Below are 18,263 nucleotides of genomic sequence, written 5' to 3'. Positions count from 1 at the left end.
GGTGCCCGGTGGGCGGCGCCCGGTCCACGACCGGGCGCCGCCCCGGCGGTTCACCGGCTTGGCCGGGTGGTTCACCGGCTTGGCCCGCCGCCGCCGGGCGGCCCGCGATCGCTGGCGGACCGCTGTGCCGGCCCCCGTCCGCGACCGGACCGCTCCGCCCGGCCCCGTCCGCTAGCGGACCGCTCCGCCGGCCCGCACGTCCGCCCGCTCCCGCATCCGCTGCTCCGCGCCAGGCTCGGCCGAGGCGATCCGCAGCGCCGCCCCGGACAGCCCCACCATGGTGAACACCATGCCGGTCGCCACGCCGAAGCTCAGCAGGTCGAACGTCGCCGAGGCGATCCCGCCGACCAGCACCGCCGCCAGCAGGCAGCTGGCCAGGCCCTTCAGGTTCTCGTCGCCGCTGATCAGGCGTGCCCGCACGGTCGCGTAGCAGGCGGCCAGGAACATGCCGACGAGCGCGAACAGCCCCAGGTAGCCGTTCTCGATCAGGGTCAGCAGGAACTGGTTGTCCAGGATCGTGTACTTCGTCGGCAGGAACGTGCTGAAACCCCGGCCCAGCAACGGGTTCAGGTCGATCTGGTCGGCCGCCGCCTCGTAGTCCGCGGTGCGCGCCTTGACGCTGGGGTCGTCCTCGATGTTGGAGAACATGCCGCGGATCGTGCCGAACAGGCCCGGCACGGTGAGGCTCGCGCCGAGGAAGAACGCGGTGCCCATCAGCGCGACGGTCAGCTTGCGGCGGCGGGGGAGCGTGAGGATCAGCACGACACCCGCCACGGTCATGCCGAGGATGGCGGTGCGGGACAGCGCGGTCAGCCCGCCCAGGCCGACCAGGGCCAGGCACAGCCACCAGCGCAGCTGCGGCGTGCCCTCGTCGCGGGCGCGGAACACGTAGTGCGCGCCCAGCGGCACGGCCATCGCGCACACCAGGCCGTACTCGATGGGGTGGTTGGTGGTGCCGGTGGGGCGGCGGAAGATCGACCGGCTCTCCATCGCCGAGTAGGCGTTCTCCTGGGTGCGCAGGCCGGGCAGGCTCACGTAGGAGGCGAGGTCGACGCCGGCGCCGAACTGGACCAGGCCGACGAACGCGATCAGCGCCGAGCAGGCCAGCACCAGCTTGAGCACCTTGTCCAGGCGCTCGCGGGTGCGGATCGCGTCGCAGGCGAAGATCGCCACGCTGATGGTGGCCACGATGCGGACCATGCCGCTGTCGGCCACGGTCAGCTCGTCCATGGGCAGCCAGCGGCGGGTGGCGACCGCGTAGGTGGCCAGGTGCATGGCCAGGTAGAGGAGGACGGCGGTGCGCAGCGCGTTGCGGCCCTTGCCCATGCCGAGGCTGTCCACCATGTGGGCGGACAGCGACAGCACGCCCAGCACGAGGGCCACCACGAGCGCGGGCGGCAGGGTCATCGGCACGAAGGACAGCACCAGGCGGGCCGGGATCACCAGCAGCGCCAACAGGTAGGCGCAGACGAGCGTGGCGCCGTCCGCGCGTTGCCGCACGCGGGTCAGGGCGCTCATCTCACGGGGTGTCTTCGCGGGCGGGCCAGGTCGGCGCGCCGGGCTTCGGCTGGTCCGGTCGGCCGACGGCGGTGATCTTCACCGTCTTCTCGCTGGCCGTGGGCTGGACCTTGACCGTCTGCTCGGCGGCCGTGGGCGCCCTGCGCACGGGCGGGCGCGGCCCGGGTGCGCCCACCGGCTGGTCGGGCCGACGAGGCTGGCCGGTGACCGGGGGCCGCGCCTGCTGGCCCTGCTGGTTCTGCGCCTGCTGCTGACCCTGGCGGTCCTGGCGGTCTTGGCGCTCCTCCGCGACGGCCTCGGCGATCGGCCCACCGCCGTCCCGTTCGACCTGCTGGGGCCTCCCCCCGCCGTCACCGCCACGGGCGTCGTCCGGACCACGATCACCCGGACCGCCGCCACCACCCGAACCACCACCGCCACCCGAACCGCCACCACCGGGACCACCGTCGCCGGCGGCCTCCCCGGCGGCAGCGGCTTCCTTGCGCCGCTTGACCTTGCCCATGACGCTGTCCGAGGCGAACGTGACGGCCAGCGTGAACAGCATCATCAGCACGAACCCGGCACCCGCGTACCGGACCTTCCCGCCGATCTGCGCCTCCGCCGTCGTCGGGTTCACGATCACCTGCGAGGTGATGAACGTCGGCTCCGGGGCGTTGAGCTTGCGCTGCTGCGCCTCCAGTTCCGAGCGGGCGAAGTCCAGCACCGTGGTGACCAGCTTCTCGGCCTCGTCCGGTGACTCGCAGTCGGTCACCACGAACATGAACGGGCCGTTCATGCCGCCGCCGGCGGCGGTGAAGTTCGCGGTCGAGCCCTCGACGATGCCGAGCTTCTCGCGGGTCTTCGGGTCGGCGAGGATCTGGGCGATGATCTGAGAGGTGGTCGACAGGCTGCCGTCGAACGCCAGCAGCGGGTTGATCCTGACCGCTTCCTCGGGGGAGACGTTCTCCGAGAAGGTGCCGCCCGCCGACGGCGAGGTGAACACCATCACACCGGTGGACTCGAAGCGGGTCGGGATCGACACGAAGACCCCCGCCGCCACGCCCACGGCCAGGAGCGCCGACGGCAGCGCGATGTACCACCGCCTCCGCAGGACACGCAGCGCGCCCCAGAAGTCCATCCGTTCCCCGATCCGCGTTTACCCTGCGTAGAGGTGTGCAAGGGTGTTGTTACCCTGAAATCGGTTGGCTTGCGCCTTGTCGTTACAGGTGGTGATGGATTTTGGGCTCGCGGCGCGTCGTGCTCGCCGTCGCCGCCATCGTACTGGTCGTCGTGGCGGGCGCGGTCTACGTGATGGCGGTGGCCCGCGAGGGGTCCCGGGTGGCTCCCGCGGCCGCCTCGGCGGGCCGGGGTGACCTGCTCTACGTGGAGCTGGCCGACGGCCGGTCGCGGGTGGAGCAGCTGAGCCTGGCCGACCCCGGCGCGCGCAGCGCCACCGGTCGGACGTGCCAGCGCTTCTACCGCGCGGGCGGCACCGAGGTGTGCCTGCGGCTCGCCGGGCCGGGGCCGACGTACGAGGTGGAGGTGTCGCGCGGCGGGGCGGTGGTGAAGACCGTGCCGCTGCCCGGGATACCGAGCCGCGCCAAGGTGTCGGCGTCCGGCCAGGTGGTCAGCTGGACCTCGTTCGTGACCGGCGACTCGTACGCGGTGCCGGGCGGTTTCTCCACCCGCACCGGGTTCCTGGACCTGCGCAGCGGCGAGGTGGTGGAGAGCCTGGAGGGCTTCGCGGCCGACATCGAGGGCAGCCCGCACTCGGCGCAGGACACCAACTACTGGGGCCTGACCGTCGGCACCGACGACCGGACCTTCTACGCCACCCTCGCCTCCGGCGGCTTCACCTGGCTCGTGCGGGGCGACCTGCGGACCCGTGCGGTCACGTCGTTGCGCCGCGACGCCGAGTGCCCGTCCCTGTCCCCGGACGGCACCAGGATCGCCTACAAGAAGCGGATCGGCCGCCTGGGTCCCTGGGACCTGGCCGTGCTGGACCTGGCCACGGGCGCCGAGACCCGCCTGCCCGGCACCGCGGGCGTGGACGACCAGGCCACCTGGCTGGACGACGACACCCTGGCCTTCGCCGCCGTCCCGCGCGACGCCAGGCACCCGGCGGTCCACCTGGTCCCCGCGGACGCCACCACCCCGGCCACCCTCGTCGTCCCCGACGCCACCAGCCCCTCCCCGGCCTGACCTCCACGAACCAATCGCGAGTCGTACGTCCAGACCCACCGTGTCGTACGTTCGCGACCCCCGAGTTCAACATTCGCGGTGCTCCGTGCCTGGTCAGCGGTTACCAACCGGTAACCCTCACCTGGTCGCGAATGGTGAACTCACCCGTCCTGAGCGTTCGACACGGTGGTCGTGAACGTTCGACTCGCGCGGGGTTGAACGTGTAACTCGGGGGGTCCGGACGTACGACACGCGAGGTCTGGACGTACGACTCGCGCGGGGTCAGAGGGAGTGGGTCAGGAGTTTTTCCAGGTGGTGGCCCGCGGCGTCCCAGGAGCGGCCGGAGACGCTGGTGGAGGCGGCCAGGGCGGTGGCGGCGAAGTCCGGGGTGGTGACCACGTCGCTCAGGGCGCGGGCCAGGTCGTGGGGGGTGGCGGGGGCGTAGCGGACGTGGTCGTTGTCGAGGACCACGCGGTTGTGGACGGCGTCGTTGACGACCGGGACGCAGCCGGCGGCCAGCATCTCGTGCGGCACCAGCGAGACGTTGGTCATGGACAGGCTCAGACCGGCGTAGCAGCGGTTGTAGAGGTCGTTGAGCCGGTCCGGGGTGACCAGGCCGTGGTCGACGTGGCGCGGGCCCAGGGAGCCGATCTTCTCGCCGTAGGTGTGGATGGTGACGTCCGGGTGCCGGGCGGCGAAGACCTCCAGGGCCAGCAGGCCCACCTCGATGGCGCGGCGGGGCGCCAGCCGCCGGGCGTAGAACACCACGCCGTCCCGCCGCACGCCCTCGCGCAGGTGGTAGCGGTCCGCGTCGCAGCCGAAGTCGAAGTGGTCGGCGGACATGCCGATCTCGCCGCGCAGCTTGTCCGCCAGGTAGCGGCCGGCGGTGAAGCCGTGGAAGCCCATCCGGTAGGTGTTCTCCGCCAGCGCCGACAGCCCGCCGACCGGGTAGAACCACGGCTCGTAGTCCTGCACGAGGTAGAACCGCCTGCCCGCGCACGGGTCGTTGAACACCGGGTAGGCGGTCATCCACGCGGTGGCGAACACGGCGTGCGCGTCGGCCATCCCGTCCAGCACGTCGAGCACCGGACCGCGGAACCCCGGGTACGCCGACCGGATCACCGGCTCGTGGTCCGCCGCTCGGCTGCCGTACACGTCGTACAGGTACAGCCGGCACGTGTGCCCCAGCGACTCCAGGTGCTCGACCAGCCGGAACATCGTGGTGTGCCCGCCGGAACCGGGCGCCGGCGGCGTGCTGACCCAGTTCACGGTCAGCCGCCCGTCGGCCGGCACGGGCGGCACCACCACCGGCCGCGGCGAGCCGAGGTCCGCGGCGCGCACGTCCTCCAGCCGCACCGGGAACACCTCGGCGCCCGCCCCGAGCCGCCGCGCGGCGTTGTGCAGCGCGCGGACGCCCACCTGGCGCACCCCCTCCTCGCGCACGATGCGCGAGACCTGGTGCGCGCGGCGCTGCAACTGCTGGACGACCCTCACGCTTTGCTCCTCCTCAGCAGCCCCAGCACCTCGTGGCGCAGGGGGAAGACGACGGCGGCGTAGGCCAGCGACGCCAGCGCGCCACCCGCCAGCAGCCGCCACAGCGGTTCCTCGACCACCCACTGCACGCCCACCGCGACCACGACCATCACCGCGCCGCCGAGCACCGGGCGCGCCACGGCCGCGCCCAGCACCCGCGCCCGCAGCCCGTAGGGCCGGAACGCCAGCAGGTACGCGGGCACGATGAACACCAGCACGACCACGCTCTGCGCGACCGCCACGCCCCGGATGCCGTCCAGGTGCGCGCCCAGCGCCAGCAGCGGCACCAGCGCGACCAGCCACACCAGGTGGATCACCAGGATGGCCCGCGACCGCCCGGCGCCGGCCAGGTAGTCGTACCCCAGCTCCAGCGCCACGCGCAGCGCGCCCAGCAGCACCAGCAGCGCCAGCGCCTGAGCGGCGGGCGCCCACCGCTCGCCGTAGACGATCCGCACCAGCGGGTCCGCCAGCGCGGCCAGCAGCACGCACGCGGGCACGGTCGCCAGCGCCAGCAGCCGCAACGCGCGGGCGAACGTCCGCGCGAGCAGCTCCGGGTCGTTCCTGACCTGCGAGAACGCCGCCAGCGACACGCTGCGCACCGGTTGCGAGAACGCCGCCACCGGCCAGTTCGCCAGGTTGACCGCCAGCAGGTAGTACCCCAGCGGCACGGTGCCCAGCACGCTGCCGACCACGATCTGGTCGACGTTGAGCACGCCGAACACCAGCAGGCTCGCCCCGGCCAGCGGCAGGCCGAACGCCAGCAGCTCGCGCGCCTGCCGCGGGTCGAACCCGGGCCGGTAGCGCCGCTCGGTGTAGGCGAACATCACCCCGGCCGACACCAGGTTCACCGCGATGCGCTGCCAGGCCAGGCTCCACGCGCCGAACCCCAGCACCGCGAGCACCACCACCACGGCGGTGCCGACGACGAACCCCGAGGTGTCGGCCACGAACTTGTGGTTCTGCCGGAACTCCCGCTGGAGCAGCGCGCCCGGCACCGCCGACGCGCCCGCCACCACCAGCGACACCGACATGAGCTGGATGACGCCGGTGGCCTGCGGGGTGCCCATGGCGGCGGCGAAGAACGGCGCGCCGACCACGCACGCCAGGCACAGCAGCACGCCCGAGGCGATCGACAACGTGGTCACCGTGGGCGCCAGCTCGTCGACGGGCTTGTCGCTGCGCACCAGCGCGACGCTCACGCCCATCTCGCTCACGCTGAGCACGATGTTGAGCACCACCAGCGCCACCGCGAACACGCCGAACTGCTCGGGCGCGACCAGCCGGGCGATCAGGACGCCGACGCCGACCTGCCCCAGCCTCTGGAGGAGGCTGTTGACGGCGCTCCACCGGATCGCCGAGGTGACCTTGCGCTCCAGACCGGCGGTCACTGCCCGCGCCACTTCCACAGCTGCTTGCCGACCAGGCCCCGGCCGCGCTTGACCAGGTGCGAGCCGAGGAACAGCTGGGTGCGGCTGCACACCTTCGGGCCGAGCGCGCGCCGCCGCCGCAACGCCCGGTGCTCGGCCAGCCGCCCGGTGTCGGGGTAGACGCGGCGGGCGAAGTCCTCCAGCTCGGCCACCGGGATCTCGTCGAGCTGGTCGCGGTCGTAGGCGCGCACCGCCCGCCACAGCGCGTCGCGCGCGATCGACCGGTTGGCCAGCGACCGCAGGCGCGCCGGCAGTTCGGGGTGCTCGCGGAAGAACAGGTCGAACACGGCCTGCCGCTGCTCCAGGTCCGCGAACAGCGACGAGAACCGGGTGCGCATCATCGACTGCTGGTGCACCCGGTAGTAGGCGGCGGGCTCGCCCCGCACGTAGCCGATGTCGGACACCGCGGCGATGCGCATCCACATCTCCAGGTCGCCCGCGTGCGGCAGGTCGGGCCGGTAGCCGCCGACCGCCTGCTGCACCGACGTGCGCACCACGGCCTCGGGGGAGGACAGCACGTTCTGGCCGGTGCGGCAGCGCGCCTCGACCCAGTCCACCCCGGACCAGACCGTGCGTCCGGCGGGAGGCGTGCGCACCTTCGGCAGGGCGTCGTGGTCGCTGTAGTAGACCACCCGCCCGTACACCATGCCGACGCCCGGGTCGGCCTCGAACACCGCGGTCGCGCGGGCGAGCCAGCCCGGCGCCAGCAGGTCGTCGGCCGACAGCAGGACCGAGTAGTCGGCCTTGGCCCACTCCAGCAGGCCCTCGTTGTAGGTCGCGATGTGGCCCTTGTTCACCTCGTGCCGGCGGCCCTCGACCCGGGGGTCCCGCACCAGCTCGGCCATCACCTCGGGGGTGTCGTCGTCGGACGTGTCGTCGATGATCAGCACCCGCACGTCCACACCGGCCTGGTCGAGCACGCTGTTCACGCAGGCCCGCAGGAACCGCGCGTAGTTGTAGCAGGGGATGACCACGTCGACCGTGGGTCGTGCCGAGGGCTCAGTCACGCCCTACTCATCGTGGGCGACCGCGGATCGTTAACGGTCCGCCCCCGATCCCGATGTACGGGTGACGGGAAGGGGTTCTCGATGGACCACGTTGTGCTGACGCGCTTCAACCTGCCGTCCGTGGGCGCGGAGAGCGTCGTGCGGGCGCGGGAGGGCTGGCTGGTCGAGCGCGTCGGGCTGTTCGAGCGGTACTGCCTGCCCTCGGTGGCGGCGCAGACCTCCTCGAACTTCCGGTGGCTCATCTACTTCGACCCGGAGAGCCCCGGGTGGCTCAGGGACCGGATCTCCGCCCACGGCGACGCCTACACGCCGGTGTTCCGCACGCAGGTGAGCCGCGAGGAGCTGGTCGAGGACGTCTCCAAGCTGTTCGCGGTGAGGGGCGAGGGCCTGATCACCACCAACCTCGACAACGACGACGGCCTGGCCGCGGACTTCGTCGCCCGCCTCCAGGCCGACCGGCCGACCGGCCGCCGCACCGCCCTGTACCTGGCGAACGGCCTGGTCAAGAGCCCCGGAGGGCTCTACGCCCACCACGACCCGGACAACGCGTTCGCCTCCCTGCGGGAGAGCTGGGACGACCCGGTCACCTGCTGGGTGGACTGGCACAACCGCCTGCATCGGCACGCCGAGGTGGTGTCGCTGGGCGGCGCGCCCGGCTGGCTCCAGGTCGTGCACGGCGGCAACGTGAGCAACCGCACACGCGGCCGGCTGGTCCCGCCCGCCCCGCACCGGGCGCTGTTCGGCGCCGCGCTGGACGACGTGCCGGAGCCCGCCGCCCGGCTGCTGGCCCGGGACCGGTTCGTCGGGCACCCGCTGCGGGTGGCGCGCGACGGCGCCCGGTACGCGGCCAAGACCGCGGCGATGCGGGTGCTGGGCCCCGGCGGCTTCGAGAAGGCCAAGAAGGCGCTGGCCGCGCGCGGCCGCGCGCGGACGAGCGGCTGAGGGGGACCGGGACGGTGGCCCGCGCACCGGGTCTGCTCGCTGTGCTGGTCCTGACGGCGGCCTGCGTCACCGGGGAACGGGGCTGCGGGGAACGGGGCGGCGGGGAGCGGGGCGGGGAGGAGGCCGGACCGACCCCGATCCCCTCACCCGCCTACTACCGGAAGTGGGCCAACGGCCCGAACCCCACCGGCGACCGGAACGTCTTCCCGATCACCGTGTGGATGCAGGACCCGTCCGGCGTCGAGCACGGCGAGAAGCTGGGCCGCGCCTTCCCCCGCATCGGCGTCGACCTCGGCATCGGCCTGTGGGAGGACGAGTGGTGGTACCTGCGCCAGGAGGGCCTGTACGAGACCGACTGGCAGGTCTACGTGGACCCGGTGCGCGTCGACACCGTGCTGGCCGACACCGCGCACGCCCGCAACTACGTCGGCTACCTGGTGGCCGACGAACCGGACATGAACAAGGTCTACGGGGACGTGTTCAACCCGGACATGCAGCCCTCGGCGATCCTCGCGGCCGCCGACCGGGTGCGCGCCCGGGACCCGTCGCGGCCCACCTACCTCAACTTCAGCCCGTGGATGGGCACGCCGACCGGTGAGATCGGCTACGGCCACGTCGAGCGGTCCTACGAGGAGGACATGCGCACCTACTGCTCGGCCGCGGACATCGCCTCGGCCGACTACTACGCCTGGACGCACCCCGACCGCAACCACACGGTCGGCGCGTACGCCTACGGCGAGGTGATCGACACCATGCGCAAGTGGTGCGGGCCGGACAAGCCGCTGTACGGGTTCGTGGAGACCGGGCACCCGCACACGCACGGCGAGATCATCGACGCCGACCAGCTGGAGGCGGCGGTGTGGAACACCGTCCTGCACGGCGCCACCGGCATCAACTACTTCGCGCACAGCTTCTACACCGAGGGCCGCGGCGAGTACTCCAGCGTGCTGACCCGCCCGGAGATCACGCGGCGGGTGGCGGAGGTCAACGCGCGGCTCAAGTCGCTCGCGCCCGTGCTCAACGCGCCCGACGAGCCGGGCGTGCGGGCGGCCGCCGACAGCGGCATCCCGGTCGCCGTGCTGCACAAGCGGGTCGACGGCGCCACGTGGGTGCTGGCGCAGACCGACGGGAACCGGACCCACCCCCGGAGCCTGGCGGCCCGGGTGACGCTGACCGTGCCGGTCCGGGAGGGCACGGCGACCGTGGTCGGCGAGGACCGGACCGTGCCCATCCGCGACGGCCGGATCGTCGACGACTTCGCCCCGTACGGGGTGCACATCTACCGGTTCTGAACCCTGGAGGCAGACAGTGCTGTCCACATCCCCGCGAGCGCTGGTCGGGGTGGTCGCCCTGGGGGCGGCGCTGCTGCTCGCGCCGCCCACCGCGACCGCCGCGCCGACGACCACCGCGCCGACGACCCCGGCGCCGACCCGCGTGCTCGGGTACGTGGCCAACAACGGCGGCGGCGTGTCCGTGCTGGACACCGCCACCGACGCGGTCACGACCACGCTCGGCGACTCCGCCGACGGCTCGCCCTACGGGGTGGGCGTCGCGTTCGACGGCGCGCGCGCCTACGTGACCAACGTGCGCGACAACACCCTGACCGTCGTCGACACGCCGACCAACACCGTGGACGCGCGGGTGCCGGTGGGCGACGGCCCGGCCGGTGTCGTGGTCTCGCCCGACGGCGGCCACGCCTACGTGTCGAACTACCGGGCGGGCACGGTGTCCGTGGTCGACGCGGCCACGCTGACCACGACCGAGACCATCCCGGTCGGCCCGAACGCCGACGGCGTGGCGATCAGCCCGGACGGCGACCGGCTGTACGTGGCGCACGACGTGGCCGGCCCCGGCACGGTGTCCGTGGTGGACACCGCGACCAACACCGAGGTCGCGGAGATCCCCACCGGCTCCACCCCGACCGCGCTGGCGGTGACCCCGGACGGCGCCAGGCTGCTGGTGGTCAACAAGGCGTCCAACGACGTGGCGGTGGTGAGCACGGCGACGAACGCGGTGCTCGGCCGGGTCCCGGTCGGCTTCATCCCGCACGGCATCGCGGTCTCGCCCGACGGCTCCCGCGCGTTCGTCACCAACAGCGAGGGCCACACCCTGTCCGTGGTCGAGGTCGACACCCTCACGCACGTCGCGCAGGTCCCGGTGGGCCGCCGCCCGATCAGCGTCGCCCTCACCCCGGACGGCTCCCGCGCCTACGTGACGAACTTCCTCGGCGGCACGGTGTCCGTCGTGGACACCGCGACCCTGGCCGTGACCGGGACGGTGCCGGTCGGGGTGAACCCGGTGGGCATCGCGATCCACGCCGTGCCGCCCGCGTCGACCCAGCTCACCGCCGGCCACGCCCAGCTCCAGCTGCGGCTGCTGCTCGGCTTCACCGTGCGCGGCCTGGACGCCAGGCTCGTCGAGTCGCACACCGGCCGTCCCGTGGTCGGCGAGCGGGTGGCGTTCCGCACCGTCAAGGGCCACCCGCTGTGCGCGGCCACCACCGATGACCGGGGCGTGGCCAGGTGCGACGCCCGGGTGCCGCTGCTGGTCGGCCTGGACACGCTCCTGCGCGGCCACACCGCCGGTTTCGCCGGCGACACCGAGCACGGCAGGTCCGTCTCGCACGGCCACACCACCCTGCTCTGACCCCGCCCTCCGACCCCGTCCTGCCCCGACCCCCGTCCTGCCCCGACCCCACCGAAAAATCCCCGTGGCGCCCTCCCCGCGAGGAGGGCGCCACGGGTTTCCCCACCACGGGGTCTCTAGGCCCCCAGCCGCCAGGCCACCACCACGGCCCCCAGCAGCGCGCCGATCGCCACGTGCACGGCGGTGCCGAACGCGGCGTACTGGAGCAGGAAGCCGAACGCCACCGAGGACGCGAACCGGGCCAGCGCCTGCCCCGTCTGCACCACCGCCAGCCCGGAGGCCCGCAGCGTCTCCGGCACCAGCGCGCTCACCCGCGCCGACAGCACGCCGTCGGTGGCGGCGTAGAACAGGCCGTGCAGCAGCAGCGCCGCGCCCGCGCCGAGGTAGCCGGTGCCGGGCACGAGCAGCACCGCGTACACGCCCAGCAGCAGCACGTGCCCCACCAGGAACACCGGCCACCGGCCGACCCGGTCGGCCAGCCTGCCCACGGGCGCGGCGGCGACCAGGAACACCAGCGCGGTGCCCAGCGGGAACAGCGCCAGCAGGTGCAGCGGCGCGCCGGTGGCCCGCTGCACCAGGATGAACACGAACGCGTCGGACAGCGTCGCCAGGCCCAGCACCGCCGAGGCGACCGCCACCCTCCGGTACCCGGCGCCCCGCAGCAGCGCCAGCCCGGCCCGGACCGACGGCTTCGGCCCGGCGGGCGCGGGCGCCGGGTTCTCCCGCACGAACGCCACCAGCACGATCAGCCCCACCACGGCGAAGCAGGCGCTGACCGCGAACACCGGGCCGGCGACCGTGCCGATCCCGTACAGCAGCAGGAACGTCACCAGGGGCCCGAGCAGCGCCCCGACCGTGTCCATGGTGCGGTGCAGGCCGAACGCCGCGCCCAGCCGGTCCGGCGGGGTGGCCAGCGAGATCAGGGCGTCGCGCGGCGCGGTGCGCAGGCCCTTGCCCGCGCGGTCGGCGGCCAGCGCCGCGCCGATCCCGAACGCCGACGCGCCCACCACCGGGAAGATGAGCTTCGTCACCGCCGACAGCCCGTAACCGACCGCGGCGACCGCCTTGTGCCGCCGGGTGCGGTCCGACAGGTGCCCGCCGACGAGCCGCAGCACCGCCGTCGCCCCCGTGTACAGCCCGTCGAGGAAGCCGAACTGCGCGTAGCTCATGTTGAGCGTGACGAGCAGGTAGACCGGCATGAACGCGGTCACCATCTCGGCCGACACGTCGGTCAGCAGGCTCACCGCCCCCAGCGCCACCACGGTGCCGGGGACCTTGCCCCTGACCTGTTCGCGGGGCCGGGCGGACGCGACGTACATGCCCCGGATATCGGCTACGGGCGGTGACCGTTACCGGGCGGGGTCGCCGTAACGGCGTCCGCGCCCCCGCCGATGACGCGGGTATGCCGGAGATCTCACAGGCCCGCGTCCGGGTGGGCGCCGTCGACGTGTGGGCCGTGCCCGAGTCCGGCCTGGCCGAGCACGTCGCCGCCGCGTGGCGGCGCGCCGAGGGCGGCGCGATCGTCACGGCCAACGTGGACATCGTGCGCGCCGCCACCCTCGACCCCGCGCTGGCCGCGCTCGTCGCCGAGTCGGAGGTCGTGGTCGCCGACGGGATGCCCGTGGTGTGGGCGGGCCGGCTGGCGGGCGTGCCCGTGCCGGAGCGGGTCACCGGCTCGTCACTGGTGTTCACCCTCGCCGGGGTCGCCGCCCGCGAGGACCGCTCGGTCTACCTGCTGGGCGGTGACCCGGGCGTCCCGGAGAAGGCCGCCGACGCGCTCGTGGCCCGGTTCCCGGGGCTGCGCGTGGCGGGCACGGACTCGCCGCCGTTCGGCTTCCACACCTCCGCCGAGCTGACCGCCGAGGCGGTCGCCGCCGCGGTGGAGGCCAAGCCCGACCTGGTGCTGGTGGGCCTCGGGTTCCCCAAGCAGGAGCGCCTCATCCGGCTGCTGCGCGCGGAGCTGCCCGAGACCTGGTTCCTGGGCTGCGGCGCGGGCATCCCGATGGCCGCGGGCGAGTTCCGCCGCGCCTCGGGCGTGGTGCAGAAGGTCGGCGCCGAGTGGCTGCACCGCCTCGCGCTCGAACCGCGCCGCCTGGCCAAGCGCTACCTGCGCGACGACCTGCCGTTCGCGTTCCGCCTGCTCGGGGGCGCGCTGCGCACCCGGTTCCGCCGTCCGGGGGAGTAGAAGTGCCGCTTGCCGTGGTCGTGGTGACCTACCACAGCGCCGACATCGTCGAGGACTGCCTCAGATCGGTGGCCGCCGCGCTGGAGTCCATCCCGGACGGTCGCGTCGTGGTGGTGGACAACGCCTCCACCGACGACACCCTGGAGGTGGTCGCGCGGGTCGCGCCCGACGCCCAGGTCGTCGCGCGCCCCACCAACGACGGGTTCGCCGCGGGCGTCAACGCGGGCTTCGCCGCCGCACCCGACTGCGACGTCCTCGTGCTCAACCCGGACGTCCGCCTCGAACCGGACGCGATCGCGCTGCTGCGCACGGCCCTGGCGCAGCCCGGCACGGGCGTCGCCGCGCCGCGCCTGAGCAACGTCGACGGCTCGCCGCAGCTGTCGTTGCGGCGCGCCCCCACCCCGCTGCGCTCCCTGGGCGAGGCCGTGCTCGGCGGCACCCGCGCCGGCCGGCACGACGCGCTGGGCGAGCTGGTCTCCGACCACCGCCGGTACGCGACGCCGGGCACCGTCGACTGGGCGACCGGCGCGGCCTGGCTGGTCTCCCGCGAGGCCCGCGAGGCCACCGGCGTGCTGGAGGAGCGGTACTTCCTGTACTCGGAGGAGACCGAGTACATGCTGCGGCTGGGGGAGCGCGGGTACTCCGTCCGCTACGAGCCGCGGGCGCGGGCCGTGCACTTCGGCGGCGAGCAGTCCACCTCGCCGGTGCTGTGGTCGATGGCCACCACGAACCGGGTGCGCATGGCCCGCGAGCGCCACGGCCGCCCGCGCGCGTTCCTGATGTGGCTCGCCGTCCTGCTCAACGAGGTGCTGCGCGCCACCCGCCACGCCAAGCACCGCACGGCAGTGCGGGACCTGCTGCGCTGGCGGCGCTGGCCCGCCCGCCCCGGGCAGGGCCCGGAGCACGGCTGGATCTGCTTCTCCGCGCAGGACTGGTGGTACCACAACCGGGCGCACTCGGACTTCCAGCTGATGCGGTCGATGGCCGGGCACCGCCGGGTGCTGGTGGTCAACAGCATCGGGATGCGGATGCCGACCCGGGGCAACAGCACCCACGTGGCCCGGCGCATCCTGCGCAAGCTGCGCAGCGTGGCCAAGTTCGTGCGCCGGCCCATGCCGGACTTCTACGTGATGTCCCCGCTGCCGCTGCCGTTCTACGGCTCGCCGTTCCTGCGCCGCGTCAACGCCGTCCTGGTCCGCGCCCAGGTGCGCCTCGTCGCCACCGCCCTGCGCCTGCACACCCCGGTGATCATGGTCACCATCCCGACCGCGTGGGACGTGGTCGCCCCGATGCGCCGGCACCGCCTGGTCTTCAACCGCTCGGACCGGCACTCGGACTTCCCCGAGGCCGACCGCGCGTCCATCGAGGTCCTGGAGCGCCAACTCCTCACCCACGCCGACCACGTCGTCTACGTCTCCCACGCCCTGATGGCCGAGGAGGCGCCGCTCACCGGCTCCCGCGCCCACTTCCTGGACCACGGCGTGGACGTGGACCACTTCACCGCCCGCCCGGAGCACGAGCGGCCCGACGACATCCGCGCCGTGCCCGGCCCGCGCATCGGCTTCTTCGGCGCCCTGGACGACTTCGTGGTGGACTTCGACCTGCTGGAACGGGTCGCCGCCGAGCTGCCCGACGCCTCCCTGGTGCTGATCGGCGACGCCACCCACCCCATGGAGCGCTTCGACAAGTACCCCAACGTCCACTGGCTGGGCTTCCGCCCCTACAGCCTCATCCCGGCCTACGGCTCGGCGTTCGACGTGGCGATCATGCCGTGGCAGGACAACAGCTGGATCCGGCACTCCAACCCGATCAAGCTCAAGGAGTACCTGGCCCTGGGCCTGCCGGTGGTCAGCACCGACTTCGCCGAACTGGCCGCCTACACCGGCCGCGTCCACGCCGCCACCTCCCACACGGACTTCGTCGAGGCCATCCGCACCGCCCTGACCACCCCCACCGCCCCTCTCACCCCCACCGCCCCTCTCACCTCCCCTCCTCTCACCTCCCCTCCCCCCACCCCCCTCCCCTCCACCCCGATCTCCCGCCGCACCTCCGTCCTCCCCCACTCCTGGCACTCCAAAGCCACCACCCTCCTGACCCTCACCACCTGAACGGGCGCGAGTCGTACGTTCAGGCCCACCGTGTCGTACGTCCAGGACCCCCGAGTTCAACGTTCAGCACCACCCCCTCCGCCATCCGTGAACCAGTTGCCCGCCGGGTGGTCACCCCGAGTGATCCACCCGGTTGCCGTGAGAGGTGCTCGGAAACCCGACCCGTCCCGAGGTTGCGGCGGGATAGTTCACACACCGCAATCGGCGGTCCGGGTCAAGCGCCGCGCCCGGCACATCTAATGTGGGTGTCGTGCAGCCACTGCCCCCGAACGCCCCGTCGCGGATCGGCGACTACACGCTGCTCGCCGCACTCGGTCGCGGCGCGATGGGGTCGGTCTACCTGGCCCGCTCGCGCGGCGGGCGCCCGATCGCGGTCAAGGTCGCGCGACCCGAGCTGGCCCAGGACCCCCAGTTCCGCGAGCGGTTCCGCCGCGAGGTCGAGATGGCCCGCTCCGTCGGCGGCTTCTGGACCGCGACCGTGGTCGACGCCGACCCCGACGCCGAGCACCCGTGGATGGCCACCGAGTACATCCCGGGCCTGAGCCTGCACCAGGCCGTGCAGGACCACGGCCCCCTGCCGGAACGCGCGGTGCGCCGCCTGGCGGGCGGCCTGGCCGAGGCGCTGGTCGCCATCCACTCCGCGGGCCTGGTGCACCGCGACCTCAAGCCGTCCAACGTGCTGCTGGCCGACGACGGCCCGCGCGTGATCGACTTCGGCATCGCCCGCGCGCTGGAGCACTCGGCGCTCACCGAGGCGGGCACCGTCTTCGGCACCCCCGGCTACCTGTCGCCGGAGCAGGTCGTCGGCCAGGCCATCACCTCCCAGAGCGACGTGTTCGCCCTCGGTTCGGTGCTGGTGTTCGCGGCGACCGGCAGCGGTCCGTTCGGCGAGGGCGCCACGTCCGCGCTCGTCTACCGCGTGGTGCACCAGGAGCCGGACCTGACGCGCGTGCCGCCGTCGCTGGTGCCGCTGGTCGTGCCGTGCCTGGTCCGCGAGCCCGCGAACCGGCCCACGCCCGCCCGCCTGCTGGAGCTGATCGGCCCGCCGTCGGCCGAGCCGTCGTGGCTGCCGGCTCGGCTGCGCACCGTCGTCGAGCAGCGCCACACCGAGCTGAGCGGGCTGCCCGCGAAGCCGCCGACGCGGGTCATGGTGGAGGACCCGCCGCCGAAGCCGCCCACGCTCGTCGGCCCGCCCCTCACGGGGTTCGCCGACCCGACCGGCAAGCCCCAGCAGACCGGGATGCCCCAGCAGACCGGCAAGCCCCAGGTCACCGGCCTGCCGCACGTCACCGGCCTGCCCCGGCAGACCGGGATGCCGAACCAGACCGGGATGCCCAGCCCGACCGGGATCGCCCCCGCGACGCCCAAGCCGGCCACCCGCGCGGCACCCGCCGCCGAAGTCGGCTCCCAGCACATCAAGGCCACCGGGGCGCGCTTCCGCACCTCCCGCGTGGTCGCCCTGAGCTGGGCCGGCGCGAACCTGCTGGCGGCCCTGGCCACCGGCTGGATCTCCGACCCGGACAACGGGGCCCTCGACATCGTGCGGCTGGCCGCGTTCATCGCGTTCCTGGCGTTCGTGATCGCCGCGGTGCGCCTGATCGCGGGCGCGGTGAGCGCGCCGCTCACCCTCGACGTCGGCCCGGACGGCCTCACCCTGTCCGACGGGCAGCAGAGCCGCCGCCTGCCCTGGTACGCCATCGCCCGGGTGAAGGTGGAGTCGCACCACTCCCGCCCGTGGCTGGTGGTGTGGCTGGTCAGCGCCGCCCGGCCGCCGGAGACGCTGGGCCGCGGCACCTTCACCAACCACAAGGGCGGCCTGCGCGTCTACCCGATCTCGCACGAGCGCTACCGCAAGCGCCGCGACCGGGACGTGGTGGAGCTGCGCTCCGCGCTGGCCTGGTACGCGTCGAACACCTACGACCCGTTGTGACCCGTGGGGCCGGGTGGCCCCTCAGCGCCCGCTGAACGTCGCCCGGCCCGGCCCGTCGGCCAGGAACGACCGCACCGCCCCGCGCAGGTCCTCGGTGTCGAACAGCTCCGCCGCGATGGCCGTGACGTGCTCGTCGGCCTCGGCCACGCCGCCGCTCTCGAAGTGCGCCAGCACCCGCTTGGTGGCGGCGTGCGCCAGCGTGGGCCCCTTGGCCAGCGCGTGGGTGAACTCCAGCGCCGCGTCGTCGAACCCCTCGTCCGGCAGCACGCGGTTGACCACGCCCCACCGCTCCAGGGTCTCGGCGTCGTAGCGGTCGCCGGTCATCACGAACTCCTTGGCCCGGCCCACGCCCGCCCGCGCGGCCAGCCGCTGCGTGCCGCCCATGGTCGGGGTCAGCCCGACGACCTTCTCCACCAGCCCGAACGTCGCCCGCCGCGCCGCCAGCACCACGTCGCACGCCACCGCGACCTCGAACGCCCAGGTCAGGCACAGCCCGTGCGCGGCGAACACGGTCGGGAACGGCAGCGCCGCCACCCGCTCCGGCAGCTCCAGCATCCGGTCGAACAGGGCCTTGGCCTGCGCGACGGACCGCTGCGCGGCGAACAGCCGCACGTCCACGCCGCCGCTGACCACCGCGCCCTCGGCCCGGACCAGCAGGGCCCGCGCGGGCCGCTCCTCCAGGTCGTCGAGCGCGCCCTCCAGGAGGTCGTGCAGCTCCGCGGTGTAGAGGTTCAGCGGGGGAGCGTCGACGGTGAGCACCGCGAGCCCCACCGCGTCCCGCTCCAAGCGGACCTGTTGCGCCGGCAC

The 18,263-nt window shown here is 73.7% G+C and carries 14 protein-coding genes; 7 read left to right on the top strand and 7 right to left on the bottom strand.

Going from position 1 to position 18,263, the window contains the following annotated elements; genetic code table 11:
* Nucleotides 1-171: 171 nt before the first annotated feature.
* Nucleotides 172-1,518, bottom strand: coding sequence for an O-antigen ligase family protein (locus Q5530_RS20975; protein ID WP_415364417.1), 1,347 nt, complete (start codon nt 1,516-1,518; stop codon nt 172-174).
* Nucleotide 1,519: 1 nt separating this feature from the next.
* Nucleotides 1,520-2,635, bottom strand: a complete 1,116-nt coding sequence (locus Q5530_RS20970) for a hypothetical protein (protein WP_415364416.1) — start codon at nt 2,633-2,635, stop codon at nt 1,520-1,522.
* 101 nt (nt 2,636-2,736) lie between these two features.
* On the opposite strand from Q5530_RS20970, the gene Q5530_RS20965 reads away from it, so the two are divergent.
* Nucleotides 2,737-3,699, top strand: a complete 963-nt coding sequence (locus Q5530_RS20965) for a TolB family protein (protein ID WP_415364414.1) — start codon at nt 2,737-2,739, stop codon at nt 3,697-3,699.
* Between the two features lie 261 nt (nt 3,700-3,960).
* Here Q5530_RS20965 and Q5530_RS20960 read toward each other — a convergent pair whose 3' ends face one another.
* From Q5530_RS20960 to Q5530_RS20950, 3 genes are read right to left on the bottom strand one after another with little or no spacing between them, the layout of a single operon-like run.
* Nucleotides 3,961-5,172, bottom strand: coding sequence for a glycosyltransferase family 1 protein (locus Q5530_RS20960; protein WP_415364413.1), 1,212 nt, complete (start codon nt 5,170-5,172; stop codon nt 3,961-3,963).
* On the bottom strand, nt 5,169-6,611 hold the full coding sequence (locus Q5530_RS20955; protein WP_415364412.1) for a lipopolysaccharide biosynthesis protein: 1,443 nt from the start codon (nt 6,609-6,611) through the stop codon (nt 5,169-5,171). Before Q5530_RS20955 ends, Q5530_RS20960 begins: the two co-directional genes overlap by 4 nt.
* Entirely contained in the window at nt 6,596-7,645 is a 1,050-nt protein-coding gene (locus Q5530_RS20950) for a glycosyltransferase (protein WP_415364410.1), read from the bottom strand. Before Q5530_RS20950 ends, Q5530_RS20955 begins: the two co-directional genes overlap by 16 nt.
* Before the next feature lie 81 nt (nt 7,646-7,726).
* Here Q5530_RS20950 and Q5530_RS20945 point away from each other — a divergent pair, with 81 nt between their 5' ends.
* The 3 genes from Q5530_RS20945 to Q5530_RS20935 are packed head-to-tail and all read left to right on the top strand — an operon-like array spanning nt 7,727 to nt 11,233.
* Nucleotides 7,727-8,587 (top strand): glycosyltransferase, encoded by an 861-nt coding sequence (locus Q5530_RS20945; RefSeq protein WP_415364408.1) that lies wholly within the window; start codon nt 7,727-7,729, stop codon nt 8,585-8,587.
* Between the two features lie 14 nt (nt 8,588-8,601).
* The gene (locus Q5530_RS20940; protein WP_415364406.1) at nt 8,602-9,879 is read left to right on the top strand and encodes a hypothetical protein; all 1,278 of its coding nucleotides are present in this window, start codon (nt 8,602-8,604) and stop codon (nt 9,877-9,879) included.
* A gap of 16 nt (nt 9,880-9,895) precedes the next feature.
* Nucleotides 9,896-11,233 carry a cytochrome D1 domain-containing protein gene (locus Q5530_RS20935; RefSeq protein ID WP_415364405.1) on the top strand — a complete coding sequence of 446 codons (1,338 nt, stop codon included), beginning with the start codon at nt 9,896-9,898 and terminating at the stop codon, nt 11,231-11,233.
* 116 nt (nt 11,234-11,349) lie between these two features.
* Here Q5530_RS20935 and Q5530_RS20930 read toward each other — a convergent pair whose 3' ends face one another.
* Entirely contained in the window at nt 11,350-12,552 is a 1,203-nt protein-coding gene (locus tag Q5530_RS20930) for an MFS transporter (RefSeq protein ID WP_415364404.1), read from the bottom strand.
* Nucleotides 12,553-12,635: 83 nt separating this feature from the next.
* Here Q5530_RS20930 and Q5530_RS20925 point away from each other — a divergent pair, with 83 nt between their 5' ends.
* From Q5530_RS20925 to Q5530_RS20915, 3 genes are all read left to right on the top strand, one after another.
* Complete coding sequence (locus tag Q5530_RS20925) at nt 12,636-13,418, top strand: WecB/TagA/CpsF family glycosyltransferase (protein WP_380637137.1); 783 nt, start codon at nt 12,636-12,638, stop codon at nt 13,416-13,418.
* A gap of 2 nt (nt 13,419-13,420) precedes the next feature.
* Entirely contained in the window at nt 13,421-15,526 is a 2,106-nt protein-coding gene (locus Q5530_RS20920; RefSeq protein ID WP_415364402.1) for a glycosyltransferase, read from the top strand.
* Nucleotides 15,527-15,776: 250 nt separating this feature from the next.
* Entirely contained in the window at nt 15,777-17,456 is a 1,680-nt protein-coding gene (locus tag Q5530_RS20915) for a protein kinase domain-containing protein (RefSeq protein WP_415364401.1), read from the top strand.
* Between the two features lie 21 nt (nt 17,457-17,477).
* Here Q5530_RS20915 and Q5530_RS20910 read toward each other — a convergent pair whose 3' ends face one another.
* Nucleotides 17,478-18,263 (bottom strand): enoyl-CoA hydratase/isomerase family protein, encoded by a 786-nt coding sequence (locus Q5530_RS20910; protein ID WP_415364400.1) that lies wholly within the window; start codon nt 18,261-18,263, stop codon nt 17,478-17,480.

This window comes from Saccharothrix sp. BKS2 (assembly GCF_047689505.1).
In the GTDB taxonomy this organism is placed as follows: domain Bacteria; phylum Actinomycetota; class Actinomycetes; order Mycobacteriales; family Pseudonocardiaceae; genus Actinosynnema; species Actinosynnema lopnurensis.
Note: the sequence above shows the minus strand (reverse complement) of the source record. Positions and strands in the feature narration are given on the sequence as shown.